14 protein-coding genes are annotated in these 17,326 nt (G+C 69.8%); 6 read left to right on the forward strand and 8 right to left on the reverse strand.

Annotation, left to right across the window (positions count from 1 at the left end):
* Positions 1-836 precede the first annotated feature (836 nt).
* On the reverse strand, positions 837-1,487 hold the full coding sequence (locus tag ACFQ9K_RS04930) for an amino acid-binding protein (protein ID WP_014987212.1): 651 nt from the start codon (positions 1,485-1,487) through the stop codon (positions 837-839).
* 572 nt (positions 1,488-2,059) lie between these two features.
* Between ACFQ9K_RS04930 and gatC the strand changes: the two genes are divergently transcribed.
* Complete coding sequence (gatC, locus tag ACFQ9K_RS04935; protein WP_378719791.1) at positions 2,060-2,359, forward strand: Asp-tRNA(Asn)/Glu-tRNA(Gln) amidotransferase subunit GatC; 300 nt, start codon at positions 2,060-2,062, stop codon at positions 2,357-2,359.
* Positions 2,356-3,882 (forward strand): Asp-tRNA(Asn)/Glu-tRNA(Gln) amidotransferase subunit GatA, encoded by a 1,527-nt coding sequence (gatA, locus tag ACFQ9K_RS04940; RefSeq protein ID WP_378719789.1) that lies wholly within the window; start codon positions 2,356-2,358, stop codon positions 3,880-3,882. The genes gatC and gatA overlap by 4 nt, the downstream gene beginning before the upstream one ends.
* Before the next feature lie 670 nt (positions 3,883-4,552).
* Here gatA and ACFQ9K_RS04945 read toward each other — a convergent pair.
* Positions 4,553-5,398 (reverse strand): SDR family NAD(P)-dependent oxidoreductase, encoded by an 846-nt coding sequence (locus tag ACFQ9K_RS04945; protein ID WP_378719788.1) that lies wholly within the window; start codon positions 5,396-5,398, stop codon positions 4,553-4,555.
* A gap of 111 nt (positions 5,399-5,509) precedes the next feature.
* On the opposite strand from ACFQ9K_RS04945, the gene ACFQ9K_RS04950 reads away from it, so the two are divergent.
* Positions 5,510-6,097 (forward strand): TetR/AcrR family transcriptional regulator, encoded by a 588-nt coding sequence (locus ACFQ9K_RS04950; protein WP_378719786.1) that lies wholly within the window; start codon positions 5,510-5,512, stop codon positions 6,095-6,097.
* Between the two features lie 170 nt (positions 6,098-6,267).
* On the opposite strand, the gene ACFQ9K_RS04955 is transcribed toward ACFQ9K_RS04950, so the two are convergent.
* The 3 genes from ACFQ9K_RS04955 to ACFQ9K_RS04965 are packed head-to-tail and all read right to left on the reverse strand — an operon-like array spanning position 6,268 to position 9,000.
* A complete protein-coding gene (locus ACFQ9K_RS04955; RefSeq protein ID WP_378719785.1) occupies positions 6,268-6,711 on the reverse strand; it encodes an SRPBCC family protein in 444 nt (147 codons plus the stop codon).
* 34 nt (positions 6,712-6,745) lie between these two features.
* Entirely contained in the window at positions 6,746-8,209 is a 1,464-nt protein-coding gene (locus ACFQ9K_RS04960) for an alpha/beta-hydrolase family protein (protein ID WP_378719783.1), read from the reverse strand.
* Positions 8,206-9,000, reverse strand: a complete 795-nt coding sequence (locus ACFQ9K_RS04965; protein ID WP_378719781.1) for a hypothetical protein — start codon at positions 8,998-9,000, stop codon at positions 8,206-8,208. Before ACFQ9K_RS04965 ends, ACFQ9K_RS04960 begins: the two co-directional genes overlap by 4 nt.
* A gap of 167 nt (positions 9,001-9,167) precedes the next feature.
* Here ACFQ9K_RS04965 and ACFQ9K_RS04970 point away from each other — a divergent pair, with 167 nt between their 5' ends.
* Positions 9,168-10,373 (forward strand): sensor histidine kinase, encoded by a 1,206-nt coding sequence (locus tag ACFQ9K_RS04970; protein WP_378719779.1) that lies wholly within the window; start codon positions 9,168-9,170, stop codon positions 10,371-10,373.
* A 42-nt stretch (positions 10,374-10,415) separates the two neighbouring features.
* Positions 10,416-11,081, forward strand: a complete 666-nt coding sequence (locus ACFQ9K_RS04975) for a response regulator transcription factor (protein ID WP_150405426.1) — start codon at positions 10,416-10,418, stop codon at positions 11,079-11,081.
* 7 nt (positions 11,082-11,088) lie between these two features.
* Here ACFQ9K_RS04975 and ACFQ9K_RS04980 read toward each other — a convergent pair whose 3' ends face one another.
* Entirely contained in the window at positions 11,089-11,991 is a 903-nt protein-coding gene (locus ACFQ9K_RS04980) for a hypothetical protein (protein WP_378719777.1), read from the reverse strand.
* Positions 11,992-12,264: 273 nt separating this feature from the next.
* Here ACFQ9K_RS04980 and ACFQ9K_RS04985 point away from each other — a divergent pair, with 273 nt between their 5' ends.
* The gene (locus ACFQ9K_RS04985; RefSeq protein WP_378719776.1) at positions 12,265-14,097 is read left to right on the forward strand and encodes a protein kinase; all 1,833 of its coding nucleotides are present in this window, start codon (positions 12,265-12,267) and stop codon (positions 14,095-14,097) included.
* Positions 14,098-14,107: 10 nt separating this feature from the next.
* On the opposite strand, the gene ACFQ9K_RS04990 is transcribed toward ACFQ9K_RS04985, so the two are convergent.
* Positions 14,108-16,600: an FtsX-like permease family protein gene (locus ACFQ9K_RS04990; RefSeq protein WP_378719775.1), complete on the reverse strand. Its 2,493-nt coding sequence runs from the start codon at positions 16,598-16,600 to the stop codon at positions 14,108-14,110.
* Positions 16,597-17,304 (reverse strand): ABC transporter ATP-binding protein, encoded by a 708-nt coding sequence (locus ACFQ9K_RS04995; RefSeq protein ID WP_378719795.1) that lies wholly within the window; start codon positions 17,302-17,304, stop codon positions 16,597-16,599. The genes ACFQ9K_RS04990 and ACFQ9K_RS04995 overlap by 4 nt, the downstream gene beginning before the upstream one ends.
* Between the last annotated feature and the right edge of the window lie 22 nt (positions 17,305-17,326).

The raw sequence follows: 17,326 nt of genomic DNA on the forward strand, positions 1-17,326 counted from the left end.
CGCGTTTCTCGCTGTGGTGTCCTGTGGGCCGAATGGGCTGTCGGTGAGCGGGGCACGGGGCGGCCGCTAGGGCTGTCTCGCCGCTCACGCTCCCTTGACCTTGTCCTGCCGACCGTGAGAGTTGTTGTCGAACTGGACATCAGGGCCTGGCCTTTCCAACTTTCCGCCCTCAGGTCCCTTTCGTGGCGAACATTGCCGTCGAGCGGGACATGCGTGTGCGGCTACTCGTACTTTCGCGCCCTGGTGTCCCGTTGGCGGTAAGGGATGCCGCCGAGTGGGACATGACGGCGGGGTTACTCCGCGTTTCTCGCTGTGGTGTCCTGTGGGCCGAATGGGCTGTCGGTGAGCGGGGCACGGGGCGGCCGCTAGGGCTGTCTCGCCGCTCACGCTCCCTTGACCTTGTCCTGCCGACCGTGAGAGTTGTTGTCGAACTGGACACCAGGGCCTGGCCATTCCAACTTCCCGCCCTCAGGTCCCTTTCGTGGCGAACATTGCCGCCGAGCGGGACATGCGTGTGCGGCTACTCGTACTTTCGCGCCCTGGTGTCCCGTTGACGGTAAGGGATGCCGCCGAATGGGACATGAGGGCGCGGCTACTCGTACTTTCCCGCTGCCAGGTCCCATTGGCCGTGAGAGTTGCTGCCGAACGGGACAGCTAGGGTGGGTGCTTGACCTTCTGGCTGCTAGCTCCCGCTGATGGCGAGGGTTGTCGGTGGGTGGGACGTGAGGGTGCAGCTACTCGCACTTTTCCGCCGGCAGGTCCCGTTGGCTGACGGAGCTGGGCGTAGGGCGGGCGTCCGGTGTGTCTTGTTCTGCGCGTGGGCCTTTGGCGGGTGGTCAGCCGAGGACGGTGGCGACGATTCCGGCGAGATAGCCGAGGCGGGCGACTTCGGAGGGGCGGAAGTCGGGGCCGCCGGGGCGGCCGAGCAGCAGGACCTTGCCGGTGTTGCCGAGCGGGGCGGCGGCGAGCTTGGTGTCCATGTCGCGCCAGATCTCCGGAACCCATTCGGATTCGGGGTCGAGGATGGCGGGCTTTTCCAACGGCATCCACGGCGCCGAACCCGCTTGTGTCTCCGGCGCACTCGGGCTGCCGACCACGCGGTAGGCGCCCTGCGGACCCATGTCGATGATGGTGCTCCAACCGACGCGCAGCACGCGGGGCACGCCGTCGACGAGCACCTGTAATCGGTCGTCCTTGGCGCTGGCGACCTGGTCGATCAGTTCGAGTTCGCGGTGGGTGTCCAGCACGCCGGAGTACGGGCGGATGGAGTCGACGCGCACATCGCCGATCGACTCGGCCGCGGTGATCAGGGTGTCGGGCAGCGCGCCCTGCGGGACCTCGACGACGAGGTCGTCGACGGCGAAGCCGGCGCCGCGTTCCACCACGTCCAGCGAGAGGATGTCGGCGCCGACGGAGCCGAGTGCGAGCGCGAGGGCACCGAGGCTTCCCGGTCGATCCGGAAGTTGCACGCGGAGCAGATACGACACGTGCGTTCCTTTCCTAGGGCGGCCGAGGCTCTCAACGGATACCCGGGTCACGCAATACTTACACCCCCGCGCCCCGGTAATCGACTCGAAGTACGGCCAGTGATGTACGCCACGCGGCGATTTCGTGACAATACGGCGTGTCGAGCTAGTTGGGAAAACCGTGTCGTCGAACCGGATCGACCCGAATCGGCGCCCTGCGCGGCACGCTCAGCCTACCGCCGCCCTCCGACACAAGCGGCAGGTGTCGCGCTGTTGTGGCCGGCCCGCGCCCGATATGCGATGTTCGACCGGATCGACGGTATTCCTTTGTGTCCCTGCGGTACGCCCGCGCTGAGCAGCCACGTAGCGGCGGATCTCGCGCTGTCGCTCGCCTGCGGCGCGCGCGGGATCGAAAATCGGATCACCGGGATCGCATTTGCGACCGTGCGACGGATCCGCCGGGTCCGAGGCATGGGCGGTCGGTGTCGCGCGGTGGCCGGTGGCTAGGCTGTACGGGTTGCGTGGCCGGTGCGCAATCGCGTTGCCGGAACACGATGTGAACTGTTGAAACCGAAGCCGAAAGGGGTCCCGCGGTGCCCGCCATCTCCCGTGACGAGGTAGCACACCTCGCCCGGCTGTCCCGGCTCGCGCTGTCCGATGCCGAACTGGATCAGTTCGCCGGTCAGCTGGATTCGATCCTGAGCCACGTGCGGACCATTTCCGAGGTCGCCGCCGCCGATGTCCCGGCCACCGCGTCGCCGAATCCGACGACGAACGTGACCCGGCCCGACGTGGTCGTGCCCTGCCTGACCCCGGAACAGGCGCTGTCCGGCGCCCCGGCGGCGGAGGAGCAGAAGTTCGTGGTTCCGCAGATCCTGGGAGAGTCCCAATGAGTGAAGCATCGCGTAGCGACTCCGTGGCGGGCGATGGTCGGGCGACGGGTGGGCGTGACCTGACCGCGCTGTCCGCGGCCGAACTGGCCGAGAAGATCCACGGCGGCGAGGTGTCCTCGGTCGAGGTCACCCGGGCGCATCTGGATCGGATCGCCGAGGTCGACGGCGAGTACCACGCGTTCCTGCACGTGTCGCAGGATCAGGCGCTCGAGGCCGCGGCCGCGGTGGATTCCGCGCTCGCCTCCGGCGCCGCGCCCGCGTCGCCGCTGGCCGGAGTTCCGTTGGCGCTCAAGGACGTTTTCACCACCACGGACATGCCGACCACCTGTGGATCGAAGATTCTCGAGGGTTGGGTCTCGCCCTACGACGCGACGCTGACCACCCGGTTGCGCGCCGCGGGCATTCCGATCCTGGGCAAGACCAACATGGACGAGTTCGCCATGGGTTCGTCCACCGAGAACTCGGCCTACGGCCCGACCCGCAACCCGTGGGACACCACCCGCATCCCCGGCGGTTCCGGCGGTGGTTCGGCCGCCGCGCTGGCCTCGAACCAGGCGCCGCTGGCCATCGGCACCGACACCGGCGGCTCGATCCGCCAGCCCGCCGCGGTGACCGCGACCGTCGGCACCAAGCCGACCTACGGCACGGTCTCCCGCTACGGCCTGGTCGCCTGCGCGTCCTCGCTGGATCAGGGCGGCCCGTGCGGGCGGACGGTGCTGGACACGGCGCTGCTGCACGAGGTGATCGCCGGGTACGACCCGCGCGACTCCACCTCGCGCAACGTGCCGGTCGCCCCGGTCGTGGCCGCGGCCCGCGAAGGCGCCAAGGGCGACCTCAGCGGCGTGAAAGTCGGTGTGGTGAAGGAACTTCACTCCGACAGCTACCAGCCGGGTGTGCTCGAATCCTTCGACGCCGCGGTCGCGGTGCTGAAGGAACTCGGCGCCGAGGTGATCGAGGTGTCCTGTCCGCACTTCGAATACGCGCTGTCGGCCTACTACCTGGTGATGCCGTCCGAGGTGTCGTCGAACCTCGCGCGCTTCGACGCGATGCGGTACGGCCTGCGGGTCGGCGACGACGGGCAGCACAGCGCCGAGCAGGTCATGGCGGCCACCAGGGCCGCCGGATTCGGCCCGGAAGTCAAGCGCCGCATCATGATCGGCACCTACGCGCTGTCCGCCGGGTACTACGACGAGTACTACGGCCAGGCGCTGAAGGTCCGCACGCTGATCGCGCGCGACTTCGACCGGGCCTACGAGCAGGTCGACGTGCTGGTCTCGCCGACGAGCCCGTTCACCCCGTGGAAGCTGGGCGAGAAGGTCGACGACCCGCTGGCCATGTACCTGTCCGACCTCTGCACCCTGCCCACCAACCTCGCGGGTCACCCCGCGATGTCGGTCCCGTCGGGGCTGAGCAAGGACGACGGCCTCCCGGTCGGCTTCCAGATCATGGCCCCCGCCCTCGCCGACGACCGGCTGTACCGCGTCGGCGCGGCATACGAAGCCGCCCGCGGCGCCATCGCCTGACACACCGAACCCCGCACCCCCGCTTGGACTTTCGCGAACTGATCAGCTAGCTGATTCGTGTGCGGGTCCAGGCGGGGGGTATGCGAAGACGCGAGCTATCACGCGGTGCGGGCACTTCGAAGAAACCGCTCATCGGACCGATCGGTGGGAGAGCGGAACTTGGCAGACCGCTCATGGGTGGCCCCGCCGTTACGCGGTTGCGCCGCGGCTCGAGGGTGGCCGAACGCTAAGTAGATCGATCGGCGGGCCAGCGGCACTTCGCAGGCCGCCTCCGGGGTGGACCGTTCATGCGGTTGCGCCGCGGTCCGGAGGTGACCGAACGCTTATCGGACCGATTGGTGGGCTATCGGAACTGTGCAGACCTGCCTGCGATGGCCCCGTCGCCACGCGGTTGCGTCGCGGCGTGGGAGATGAGCTGAATGCTTGCCGGATCGATCGGTGGCATAGCGGAACTTTGCGGACGTCCTCATGGGCGGCCCCGCCGTCACGGTTGCGCCGCGGCGCGGAGATGACCCGGACGCTTGTCGGACCGATCCAAGGATCGCGAGCTTCGCAAACCTCCTCGACGCTCCACATAGCGGTTCACCCGGTGACAGCTCTGTGAAGGTCGAGGCAGGTCTACGAGGTCGTTGTCGAAGCGGCGGATATTCGCTGCGATGGATCCGAGAGTTCAGGCGGGCCAGGTGAATTCGGGGTCGGTGGCGTAGTCCAGGCGGCGCTGGTCCAGCGCCATGGCGACCATTTGATGCGCACCGGGGCCGATGATCTTGCGCACGGGCGGATTCGGCTCGTTCACCAGTGCGATCAGGCCGGCCGCGCCGACCTCGGGTGCCGCCTCCTTCCATTCGGATTCGTAGTCGGTCGCCGGCGGCGGCGCGCTCGGTTCCGGGTAGTCCGGCATGCCGAGGATTCCGGTGCGCACCTGCTCGTAGGCGGGCAGTCCGGTGCCGAACTGCATGCTGGTCTTCGCCCAGTCGGTGTCGAAGCCGCCCATCTGCGCGAGGGTGACCGCGATGCCGAACGGGCGCAGCTCGTCGGCGAGCGAGGCGCTGAAGCCTTCCAGTGCCCATTTGCTCGCGTTGTACAGGCCGAACAGCGGAAGGCTGCCGACCGCGCCGACGGTCGAGATCTGCACGATGTGGCCGGAGCCCTGCGCGCGCAGATGCGGCACGGCCGCCTGGGAAACCCACAGCGCACCATAGAAATTGGTGTCCATCTGATCGCGGATCTGCGCCTCGGTGAGTTCCTCGATCGCGCCGACCAGGCCGTAGCCCGCGTTGTTCACGATCACGTCGATGGTGCCCATCAGTGCGAAAGCCTTGTCCACGGTGGCGATTACGCCGTCGCGGTCGCGAACGTCCAAGGGCAGCACGGTGAGTCGCTCGTCGGTGAGCTCGGCCATGGCACGCGGGTCGCGAGCGGTCGCGACGACGCGGTCACCCTCGGCGAGCGCGGCCAGCGTGAAGGCCCGGCCGAGTCCGCGGTTGGCGCCGGTGATGAACCAGGTTCTGGTCATGGGGGAGATCCTTTCGTCGCGAGACGCTCCGTCTCGTTTCGAAAAGAATGCCAAGCCGGCCGCGCGCTGTCAAGACGAGACGGTTCGTCTCGTTGGTGTTACGCTGGCCACGTGCCAGACACCCCCAGCGCCCTCCGCCGCAGCGAACGCGCCCGTGCCGCGATCCTCGCCGCCACCGCCGAACTGATCCGCGAACTGCCCTACGGAAAGCTGAGCGTCGAGGCGATCGCCGCCCGGGCCGGCGTCGGCAAGCAGACCATCTATCGCTGGTGGCCGTCGAAGGGCGCGGTCGTCTTCGACGCGATGCTCGAACTCGATTCCGGCCCGGACGGTCTCGCGCTGCCGAACACCGGCGACATCGCGGCCGACCTGCGGCTGCTGCTGCGCGGCTCGGTCGCCGCGCTCACCGATCCCGGCTTCGAATCGTTCCTGCGCGCGATCTACATCGAAATCCAGCAGGACCCCGAGATCGGCGCCGCCTACCGCGAACGCCTCCTGCTCCCGCAACGCGCCGCCATCGCCGAACGCCTCGGCGCCGGCGTGCGATCCGGCGAACTCCGCCCCGACCTGGACCTCGAACTCGCCACCGACCTGCTGCTCGGCCCCATCCAATCCCGCTGGTCCTTGGGTCTGGGCGGCCTCACCGAGGGCTACGCCGACGCCGCCCTCGACGCCGCCCTCGCTCACCTGCGCCCCTGACCACGCCCGGCCGTTTCGGGCCGACCGACTCCACCCCCTCGGTCGTGCGATGCGAAAGCCGTAGGGCGACACGGGTTCTCGGCACAGCTCGCCCCCGCTCCATATCCACGAGCACCGCCGACGAGCGATCTCAGCCGCGCTCAGGCGGTGGCGAGTCAGACGGTCCCGGGTCAGCTGACGTGCAGTGACTCGGCTTGTTTCTTGACCCCCGCGGTCATGCCCGCGAACCCGCGCTGGAGATGTTTGCCGAGCAGGGCGACGACTACGGGGCGCAGCCAGCCGTCGAGTTCGAAGTGGGACTCGTAGCGGGTGCGGGTGTCGCCGAGCGGGGTGAGGGTGTGGGAGCGCAGGCTGTGCAGGGTGCCGAGGGGGACCGGCTTCATCGAGTAGCTCAGTTCGTGGCCCGGTGTGTGCGAGCGGATGAATTCGCGCTGGCGGCGGGGGCGCGGGCCGAGGTTGACGACCATGTCGATCGGCTCGCCGGGGACCAGCGAGCTGTGGCATTCGGTGACGAAGGGATTCCACTCGCCGTAGCGGGGGAAGTCGGTGATCACCTGCCAGACCAGGTCGGCGGGTGCGTCGATGTCCACGGTGGCGTCGATGACAAAGGCCATGGGCAATTAGAACATGTTCTATGCGGGGCCGCGCTCAGCACGTGCCCAGGTCGGTGCCCTGGTCGGTGCCGTAGCGGTGGCCGTGGCCGGCGGGGGCGTCGAGCGCGGCGAGCAGGTCGGCGGTCGTCTGCACGAAGCTGAGCACCGGAAGCCATGGGGGACGTGGCGCATCCGGCCGCGTGCCGGTCAGGTCGGGTGCCCGCCACAGCAGGGCGGGGGACCAGTGCACCACCGGGTCGGAGCTGTTGGCCAGCACGGTCGCACCGGCGTGATGCACCTGACCGGCGGGCGGCCCGGCCCACAGGGCGGCGCAGGTGCGGCGATCCTGGTCCGCGTCGTCGGCGAAGACCGAGCTGCCGCCGATCGCGCCCAGACTCTGCCCGTAGAGATAGAGCTCGGGCCGGTGGTCGAGCGTGCGAATCCGGTTCTCGACGGCGGTGAACAGCGCGCGGGCGGCGTCGACGGCTTGGTCGCGGCCGAAGACGAAGGTCACCCAGCTCGGCGCATAGGAGTACTGCAAGCCGACCAGGGCGACGTCACCACCGAAACGCTGATCGAACCCGCGCACGGCATTGCTGTCGATCCACCCCGAACCCGTCGGCACCATCACCACGAGGTTCGATCGCGCGAAGGCGCCGGAGCGCTCCAGCTCCCGAACGGCCAGCGTGACACGGGATTCCAGGTCCGGCGCTGAATCCACGCCGACGTAGACTCGGGCCGGCCCCGGGCCGCTGACGAACTTGCGTCCCTCCGCGCCGAGCGAAGACCAGCTCACCGCAGATTCCGCACTACCCGACATGGCCGCCGAGACCGGTTGCACCAGAGCCGGATCCACCGTCGCGTTGGCACCGGCGTAGGTCGCCTGCCGCCACCCGACCACCGCGGGCGCGGCGACCAGGTACAGAAACCCGGACACCGCCACGGCCAGCGATACCCCACGCGCCCAACCGATCTTGCGCAACGCCCAGCCCCCGGCCCGGGTGATCCCCACCAGCACACCGACGATCAGCACCGCTTCGATCAGCCACCGCAGCCAGTAGCCGCCCCCGATCGGCGCCGTGCTCATCGCCGCCCGCAGAATGTTCTGCCAATGCCCGGCCAGCGCGGCCGCGCAGGCGACCAGCGCCGACAGCACGCCCAGCAACGGCAGGCGAACCCGAGGCAGCCGCCGATTGATATCGAAACCCCGGCGTCGCACCACGAATCGAACAATCCCCGCGATGCCCAACGCGAGCGCCACCAGCAACCCGGTCAGAATCGCCTGCGCCCCAGGGGTTCGTGGCAGCAGCCCCGGCGACAACGACGCCAGCGTGCCTGCCCCGATCGCCAGCGTCGTCCCGATGCGCGGCCGCGCGAGACGCCGCGCCCCGGCGGAGATCGCCGCACTGATGTGACCCCAGCGAGTCTTGCTCTCCCGCAACGTGCTTCGTGAGCGCAGATCCTCGAACCCGAACCCGCCGGCCTCGAGCCGCCCGGTCCTCGGCAGTGTGCTGGTCATCGCGTAACCCCCAGTGCCCCGGTCGAATTCACCCGCGCCGAACCGATCGGCTCGCGCTTCTTGCTCCGTACCGTCAGTACCGCCCCGAGACCGGCCAGCCCCGCACCGAGCACCCCGAGCAGCTTCCAGCTGTCCGGTGAATCCACCTCGGCCACACCGAACCCCGACTCGACCACCGGCGCTCCGTAACCCTGTCGCCGCGAGTTCAGATCGACGAACGTGCTCGCGATGGCGGCCATGGCGTTGCACCGGGCCCGGGAGAACGGGTCGACCCGGCTGTCGCACGACTCGTGCAGGTGCCGGTCGAGGGTGCTGTCCAGCGCCTGCCGCGCCCACGGCCCGAGCGGCTCGCCGCGCTGCTCGGCGTAGCGCAGCAGGTCGTAGCCGAGGTCGTGCGCCTTGCACGCGGTCTCGAACTCGGCCGGCAGCGTCACCGGTGACGAGCAGTCACCCTGCGGATTCACCACCAGGCCGTCGAGGAGGCTCGGCTGGTAACCGAACCGCGCGGCGAAGTCGTCCGGGATGGCGGTGAGCGAGCCCGGCCCACCCGAGGTCAGCTCGGTGACCGCCGCGCCGGCCATGGCGCTCTCGACCGGCGCCGGCGCGCTGGCGGCCGCGGCGTGCGGCGCGGGCGCCAGGAAGACGGTGGCCGCCATGGTGGTCAGCGCCGCGGCGGTCAGTGCGGCGGCCCGCCGCGTCCCGGAACCGGTTGCGGCGGAGGGAGAAACGGGGTCGCCGGCGGCCGGTGCGGACCGCGCGGTCGCGGGTCCTGCGTTGGTCGGTGTGCTCATGATCTCGACGCTAGGAAGCCGCCCCGCTCGCGGGCCTCACGCCGGGGACCGGTTTCGGTGGCCATGCCGCCGGGGGAGCCGGGTCACGGCCTCGCACCTGGGTACGGGGTGGTAAATCACCCAGGGGTATGACGTGGCAGCACGCTGGACTTTCTAGGGTCGTAGGTATGAAGCAGCGAAGCCGTGCCCTGAGAAAGCGGATGAACGGGCGGATGTGGTTCGACGCGTTGACGGTGGCGGTCGCCCTCATCTTCTTCGCGGTGGCGTGGCCCACGCTGCACCTCACCCACGCGGTGCCGGGCGCGGTGCAGCCGTTCATCGCCGCGCTCGCCGCGTTCCCGGTCCTGCTGGTGCGGATCAATCCGGCGCTCGGCTGGGCGATCTCGGCTGGTTCGGGCCTGCTCATCTCGCTGGCGATCGCACACCAGCCGAACAACGACATGCCGATCCAGGTCGTGCACATCCTGTCGCTGTTCGTGCTGTTGCTCGCGGTGGCGGTCCGGGGGACGGTGCCGATCATCGGCGTCGCCTGGGCCGCGACCTCGCTGCTGCTCGGCACCACGATGGTGAGCGAGGGCGCGGGCTCGGTGTGGGGCTGGCCGATCGCGCTCGGCGCGGTGGTGCTGTTCGGCCTGCTGGTGCGCTGGCTGGTGCAGTCGCGTCAGCAGTTGGTGCAGCAGGAGGAGGTCACCGAGGTCGAGCGGGCCCGCCGGGCGATCCTGGAGGAAAAGGCCCGCATCGCCCGTGACCTGCACGACGTGGTGGCGCACCACATGTCGCTGGTCGTGGTGCAGGCGCAGACCGCGCCCTACCGGGTCGAGGGCGTAACCCCGGCCGCCCGTGCGGAATTCGAGTCCATCGGCGCCACCGCCAGGGAGGCGCTCAACGAGATCCGCGGCATGCTCGGCGTGCTCCGCAGCGACGGTCAGGCGCCCGAGCACGCGCCGCAGCCCAAGGCCGTCGACGTGCCGACCCTGTTCGAGGGTGCGCTGCGCGCCGGTGTGCGGATCGCGTGGACGATCGACGGGCAACTGGAGTCCGTGCCCGACGCCGCGGGCCTCGCGCTGTTCCGGATCACCCAGGAGTCGCTGTCGAACGCGTCCCGGCACGCGCCGGAGGCGCCGGTCCAGGTGCACCTGCGGGTCGGGCCGATCGTGGAGCTCATCGTCCGCAACGACGCCACCGCCACGCTGGCGCGCCCGGTCGGCAACGGCGGGCACGGCATCGCGGGCATGCAGGCCAGGGCATTGGCCGTCGGCGGCGAGCTGACCGCGGGCCCGAGCGCCGACGGCGGCTTCGAGGTGCACGCGCGACTTCCGCTGAGCCAGTCGGTGACCCTCGACCCGGCGCTGCTCGGTCAAGCCGGTAACTGAGCCGTCTCGCTGATCGGGCGCAGGCCCCCTTAGGGTAGGTCCGTGGCAATAACCGTGTTGATCGCCGACGACCAGGCGATGGTGCGGCAGGGCTTCGGCGCCCTGCTCGCCGCCCAGCCCGACATCAGCGTGGTGGGGGACGCGCCGGACGGCAAGGCCGCGGTGGCCGAGGCCAAACGGCTGCGTCCGGACGTGGTCCTGATGGACGTGCGGATGCCGGAGATGAACGGGCTCGACGCGGCGCGGCTGATTCTGGCCGCCGGGTTCGACCCGCCGGTGCGGGTGCTCATGCTCACCACGTTCGACATCGACGACTACGTGTACGAGGCGCTGAGCCTGGGCGCCAGCGGCTTCCTGCTCAAGGACGCGCCCGCCGAGGAGCTGGTGCGCGCGGTCCGCGTGGTCGCCGACGGGCAGGCCCTGCTCGCCCCGACGGTCACCCGCAGGCTCATCGCCGACGTCACCCGCCGCCGCTCCGCCGCCAGGGCCAAGCCCGCGCCCGCGCTGGCCACGCTGACGCCGCGCGAGCGTGAGGTGCTGGAGCTGATCGCGAAGGGCATGTCCAACACCGAGATCGCGGAATCGCTGTTCGTCGCCGAGCAGACCGTGAAAACGCACGTCTCCAAGGTCTTTTCGAAATTGAACCTGCGCGATCGCGCGCAGGCGGTGGTGCTGGCCTACGAGTCCGGGCTGGTCACGCCGGGCTGAACCGCGGTCAGTGCGCGCAGGTTCCGCCGCGCAACTCGCCCAGATGCCGGCCGAGCAGCACCGCCATCCTGGTCAGGATGGCGGTGGCGTCGTCGTAGGTGCCCGAATCGGCCTGCGCCGCAAGGGCGACGGCGACCATGCCGGATTGCGTCGGCACCACGCCGAACTGACGGACGGTGTAGATGCCGGTGTCGTCGTCGGGACCCCAGCCGCCCTTGAACGCGGCGCCCGCCAACGTGCCCAGCCCCCAGGACTGGTCGGGCGTGATCTCCGACATCAGCTCGGTGACCTTGAAAGTCTGTGGCAGGCAAGGCAGCCGGGAGGCGAAGCGCACCTGGTTGGCCAGGGTCCATTCGGTCTGCCCGAATGCCGTGTAGTCCAACTTGGTTCGCGGTCCGGCCACGCCAGTGGTGGAGTCGCCGCCCTCGTCGAGCACGTCCTGCACCGCCTGCGCGGCCTCCAGGCCGTCGCCGAGCGACTGCCAGAGTTCTTCGGCCGCATCGTTGTCCGAGACCGTGATCGCGGCCTCGGCGTCCTCGAAGATGCTCAGGTCCGAGTCGTGCCGCAGCGCGGCGATGGCCAGCGGGACCTTGATCGTGGACCAGGCGATGCCGCTGGTCCAGTCGCCGAAGATGGTCATCCGGCCGCCGCCGACCGGCATGATCGCCAGGCCGACCTGACCGGCCAGGCTGGGTTGCAGCTGGGTGAAATCGGCGGCCAGCGAGTCGGGGATGGACACCGACAGGCCGGGGCGGAACGAGCCTGCGGTGTCCACGATGACCGCGGGCCGGTCGGTCTTGTCGTGCTCGCCGGGGAGCAGGGCGCACGAGGTCAGGCCGAGCAATGCGACCAGGGCCGTGCCGCGCAGCACACCGCGCAACCCCGAACCTGTTCCCGTCGACTTCACCACGCGTCCTCCCCACCACCATTGTGCGTGTCATCGCTGTCAGTCGGCGGTGCAAAATTTAGCTCATCGGGTCGGCCCGATCGGCAACCGGGCGTGAGGTCATTATGAACACGCCGTACTTCGTTGACGTGACCATCATGTCTCTTCCATAGTTTCGCCGATTTTCCCCGAGAATTCGAAACCGCGTGGCCACGGGGTTACCGGCTATGCTCCAAGCTCTGTATGACGCGCTCGGACGTGACCTCCGGGGGCCGCGGTTGACCTGAAGGGAATGTGTTGCTGACCAGCGGTGCGGTTTTCGCCGGATTCACCATCGAGAAGCTGCTCGGTCAGGGTGGCATGGGCTCGGTCTATCTGGCCCGGCATCCCCGATTGCCCCGGCAAACCGCACTGAAGCTGCTCAACCGGGAGCTGTTCACCGATACCGAGGTGCGGGCGCGGTTCGAGCGGGAGGCCGACCTGGCCGCGCAGCTCGATCACCCGAACATCGTCGCGGTCTACGACCGCGGCACCGAGGACGACCAGCTGTGGATCTCCATGCAGTACGTCGACGGGGTGGACGCGGCCACGGTCAACCCGCACAACCTGCCGCCGGAGCGGGCGGTGCAGATCATCGAGGGCGTCGCCGGGGCACTGGATTACGCGCACGGCATGGGCGTGCTGCACCGGGATGTGAAGCCCGCCAACATCATGCTGGCCAGGTCCAGCGGCGGCCACAAGGAGCGGGTGTTCCTCACCGACTTCGGCATCGCCCGGCTGCGCGAGGATTCCACGCACCTGACCCAGACCGGCATGTTCACCGCGACGCTGGCCTACGCCTCGCCGGAGCAGATGACCGGGGCGCATCTGGATCACCGGTCCGACCAGTACTCACTGGCCTGTGCGCTGTACTGGTTGCTCACCGGGATCGCGCCGTTCGACTCGCCCGCACCGGCCGACATCATTCGCGGTCACCTACAGTTGCCGCCGCCGTCGGCGGCGGCTCGCCGAGCGGGTCTGCCGCCCGCACTGGACATGGTCATCGCGATCGCGATGGCGAAACGGCCGGATCAGCGGTTCGAGACCTGCCTGGACTTCGCCGCTGCCGCCCGGCAAGCGCTCTCCGGCACCGCGCCGTCGCTGCCGGCGCCGTCGCTGCCCGCGCCACCGCCGTACACCCCGCCGCCTGCCCCGACCGTGCTCGCGCAGCCGCCGAGTCAGGGGCAGTATCCGGCATCGCCGCCCGCCTACGCCACCTCGACCCCGGCCTACCCGCCGCCGCACTACGCGTCGAACCCGACTGGCGGACAGCAGTTCCCGGCCTATTCCGCGCCGCCGCAGAATTCCGTTGCCGGGCAGTCGTTCCAGCCGGGGAACACCGGCTACCCGCCCAACTCCGCTGCGGTACAAAGCTTCCCGCCGCCGCCGATGGGCTACGGCCCGGCGAATCCGGGGTATCCGCCGCCCGCCCGCCGCTCCAACACCGGCCTGATCGTGGTGCTCGTGCTCATCGTCGTGGTCGTGCTGGTCGTGGCCGGGGTCGTGTTCGCGAAGCTGAACAAGTCGGATTCGTCGTCCCCGCTCGACTTCGGCAAGACACCGGCCTCGGACACCCCCGCGGATCCGACGACCGTGGCCAAGGCCTTCCCGAAGATCCTCCCGCAGGGCGTGGACACCCAGTTCGGCATCGGCAGCGGCAAGGGCTATCACGACAAGACCTGCTTCCTGGACACCGCCAAGGCGGGCGACAAGATTTCCAGCGACGACGACGTGCCCGACTTCCCGAAGTGGGCGACCGGCTGGAACTGCTGGGGCGTGCCGATCAACGAACCCGACTTCATCACCGTCGCGTTCCAGACACCGGACGATGCCAAGGCGGCCGTGCGCGACTTGCCGTCGAACACCAAATCGACCGAACGCAATGGCGGCAAGTCCTACACCACCTACCGCTGGCAGAAGTCCGGCGGCGGGTTCCCGGATGGGTTCCTGGTGGTGAGCTTCGAATCCGATCCGGCACGGTCGAGCTACCTGTTCTTCGCCAAGGTGACGCTCACCGACAGCCAACCGGACTCCGGCTTCGGCATGACCCAGTCGAAGTTCAAGGGGTGGTTCGCCGACTTGCCGCTGTAGTCAACGGGATTCAGTCGACCGCCAGCGCCTCCACGATCGGCATCCGAGCCGCCCGCAGGGCAGGCGGGATCGAACCGAGCAGCGCGAGCGCGAGCGCCGCCGTTCCGTAGGCCAGCAGCATCGGGCTCGGCCGGTAGGCGATGTCGATGGTGAGCGCGTGCGCCATCGCGACGGTGGCCAGGTACTGCACGGCGATGCCGACCGCGAGACCCAGTGCCGCGCCGACCACTCCGATCCCGGCCGCCTCGGCGAGCACCGAGCGCATCAGGAACCTGCGGTTGGTGCCCATGGCGCGCAGCACGCCGAGTTCGCGGCGGCGTTCGAGCACCGACAGCATCAACGTGTTCAACAGGGCCACCGTAGCCACCAGCACGACGATCCAGAGGATGGCGTTGCTCATCGCCGAGCCCTGCCGAATGCTGGACGCGGCCGCGGCGACCGTGTTGGCTCCGGTGTCCACGTGGATCTCCGGCGGGACCAGCTGCCGGATCGCCGCCTGCACCGCCGCCCGATCCACGCCGGGCGCGAAGGCGACCGTCAAGACCGTCTCGCCCGGCCGTTCGTACCACTGGCGCAGCAGATCCAGATCCATCATGACCACGCCCGAGACCGCGGAGAAGTACGGAATCACCTGCAGCACAGTCACGGTGTGTGCACCGGTCGGCGTCGGCAGGGTCAGCCGCGCGCCAGGGCCGACGCCGAGCGATTTCGCGACGTCACGCGAGATCGCCACGCCCGCACCGGCGGCCAGCCCGGCGGCCGCCGCGTCGTCCAGCGCGCCCATCTGGGTGTGGCGCGCGTTCGGTGGAAAGCCCTGCAGCAGCACGCGTCCGGAGCCGAGCGTGGCGAAGGCCATCTGTCCAGGGCTGACCTCGGCGACACCGGGGACCGCGGCGATCTGTTCGGTCAATCCGGCGGGCAGCAGCGGGCCGGTGGGGAACTGCGCCATCGATGCCGGGCTGACGTAGAGATCGGTCGCGGCCAGGTCCTCGAAAGTCGCGGTGGCGGAATCGATCATGTTCCGCGACGCCCCGCTCATGGCGACCGTGGCCGCCACGCCGATCAGCACCGTCATCGCGGTCGCCCACACCCGCCGCGGCGCCCGCTCCAGCGTGGTCGCGCCGAGCGCGCCGGGCGCACCGAAGGCGCGCGCGGTGGCCGCCGCGGCCCGCACCAGCGGCCCGGTCGCGGCGAAACAGAGCGTGATGGCGGCGACGAACGCGGTCGAGATCGCGCCGAGCGAATAGCGGCCCAGGTCCAGTTCGGCGATCACCACCGCCGCGCCGGCCAGCCCGAGCCCCGCCACGATCGCCGCCCACCGCAGCAGCGGACCGGTCGCGTCGGTGCGACCGGCGCCGACCGGCGCCAGCGCCTCGATGGGCTCGACCCGGTACACCTGGCGCGCGGCCAGCCCGGCCGCGATCACGCTGGCCAGCACGCACGCGCCGATAGCGGCCGGAATCGCGTAGCCGGGCACCAGATACTCGGTGCGCGCCTCCACCGACGACATGATGGCGGCAGGCAGCTGACCGATCGCCATGCGCCCCATGAGGATTCCGAGCACCGCGCCGGCCCCGCCACCCAGCCCGCCGAGCAGCGCGGCCTCGGCGAGCAGATCGCGCACCATCGGCCCGCGTTTACTGCCGATCGCGCGCAGGAGCGACAGCATCGGCCTGCGCTGGGCGATCGCCATGCTCATCGCGTTGTAGACGAGGAACGCCGAAACGATCAGGGCCGCAGCCGAAGCCATCATGGTGGAATACCGCACCAGCTGCACCGCGCCACCCGCCTGGGCGGTGCGCAGGCTCGGCTCGGCGACCACCGCGCGACCGTCGACGACCCGGGTGAGTTCGGTGCGCAACGTGTCCACCGAGGTGCCAGGCGAAGGAATGATCTGAATCGAGTCCAGCCGCCCGGCCCGCCCGGTGACCTGTTGCGCGAGTCCCAGCGGAGCCGCGACGAGATGGCCGCCGTTGAGCCGCTTCGACGTCGCCGGATCGAGCACGCCCGCCACCGTGACGGTTCCGGAGCCGAGGCGGAACCGCTCGCCCTCCGCGTGCCCCATCCCGGCCCCGACCAGCACCCCGTTCGGCACCGCGATCAGCTTGCCGACCTGTGCGGTCATCGGACCGGCCAGCTCACCGCCCAGCGCGCCGACGGTCTGATCCGCCCCGATCAGCAACGCCCGCTCGGCCCCGCTGCCGATCTGCGCGCGCAGCATCGGCACCGCCGTGCCGACCCCCGGCGTGGCCGCGATCCGTGGCAGCAGTTGCTGATCGAAGCCCGCGTCGGTGACCCCCGTGACCTCCAGCGCGGCCCGGCCGCCGAGGCTGCGCGTGAGCCGGTCCACCGATCCGGTGACCGAACCGGAGATGCTCAGCACCGCGACCAGCAGTCCCGCCGACACCGCCAGCACCACCAGCGACATCAGGGTGCGCCCGCGGTGCACCAAGAGTTCGCCGATGGTGAACAGCCGCAACCGATCCCAGGCCGCAGCGATCACGCGCTGACCGACCGCTCGGCCCGGTCGTTCGCGCCGATCCGCCCGTCGCGCAGCGTGATCACCCGGTCGCAGTAGGCCACCGCGCCCATATCGTGGGTCACCATCACCACCGAATTGCCGGAACCGGCTATCTCGCCGAGCAATTCGAGGATGGACGCACCGGTCTTGGAGTCCAGGTTTCCGGTCGGCTCGTCGGCCAGGATCAGCGGCGGATCCATGATCATCGCCCTGGCCACCGCGACCCGCTGCATCTGACCGCCGGACAACTCGGCGGGCCGGTGCCCCGCCCGCTCGCTCAGCCCGACCAGGTCGAGCAGCTCGAGCGCGCGCGGCTTGGCCCGGCGTAACCCGGTGCCGTCCAGCAACTTCGGGATCGCCACGTTCTCCCACGCGGACAGGGTGGGCAGCAGGTTGAAGAACTGGAAGATGAAACCGACCCGATGCCTGCGGAACTCGGACTGGCGTTCGTCGTCGAGCGACCCGATCTCCTGCCCCTGAAATCGGATCGAGCCCGCGTCCGGGGTGTCCAGCGCGCCGAGCAGGTGCAGCAGCGTGCTCTTGCCGGAGCCGGACGGCCCGATGATCGAGGTGAATTCGCCCGGTTCGATGCGCAGGCTGATCCCGTCGAGCGCGCGCACCGTCTGCCCACCGACTCGATATTCCTTGGTGACCCCGGACAATTCGAGCATCGCCTGCTCCGGCATCGGTGCCCCACCCTCGGTTCGG

The sequence above is a fragment of the Nocardia sp. NPDC056564 genome, assembly GCF_042793755.1.
GTDB lineage: Bacteria > Actinomycetota > Actinomycetes > Mycobacteriales > Mycobacteriaceae > Nocardia.

Bases quoted from the DNA above. Each gene is read 5' to 3' on its own strand.
- gatA (WP_378719789.1), top strand. From the start codon at position 2,356: ATGAGTGAAGCATCGCGTAGCGACTCCGTGGCGGGCGATGGTCGGGCG.
- ACFQ9K_RS04970 (WP_378719779.1), top strand. From the start codon at position 9,168: ATGAAGCAGCGAAGCCGTGCCCTGAGAAAGCGGATGAACGGGCGGATG.
- ACFQ9K_RS04995 (WP_378719795.1), bottom strand. From the start codon at position 17,304: ATGCCGGAGCAGGCGATGCTCGAATTGTCCGGGGTCACCAAGGAATAT.
- ACFQ9K_RS04965 (WP_378719781.1), bottom strand. From the start codon at position 9,000: ATGAGCACACCGACCAACGCAGGACCCGCGACCGCGCGGTCCGCACCG.
- ACFQ9K_RS04945 (WP_378719788.1), bottom strand. From the start codon at position 5,398: ATGACCAGAACCTGGTTCATCACCGGCGCCAACCGCGGACTCGGCCGG.
- ACFQ9K_RS04960 (WP_378719783.1), bottom strand. From the start codon at position 8,209: ATGACCAGCACACTGCCGAGGACCGGGCGGCTCGAGGCCGGCGGGTTC.
- ACFQ9K_RS04955 (WP_378719785.1), bottom strand. From the start codon at position 6,711: ATGGCCTTTGTCATCGACGCCACCGTGGACATCGACGCACCCGCCGAC.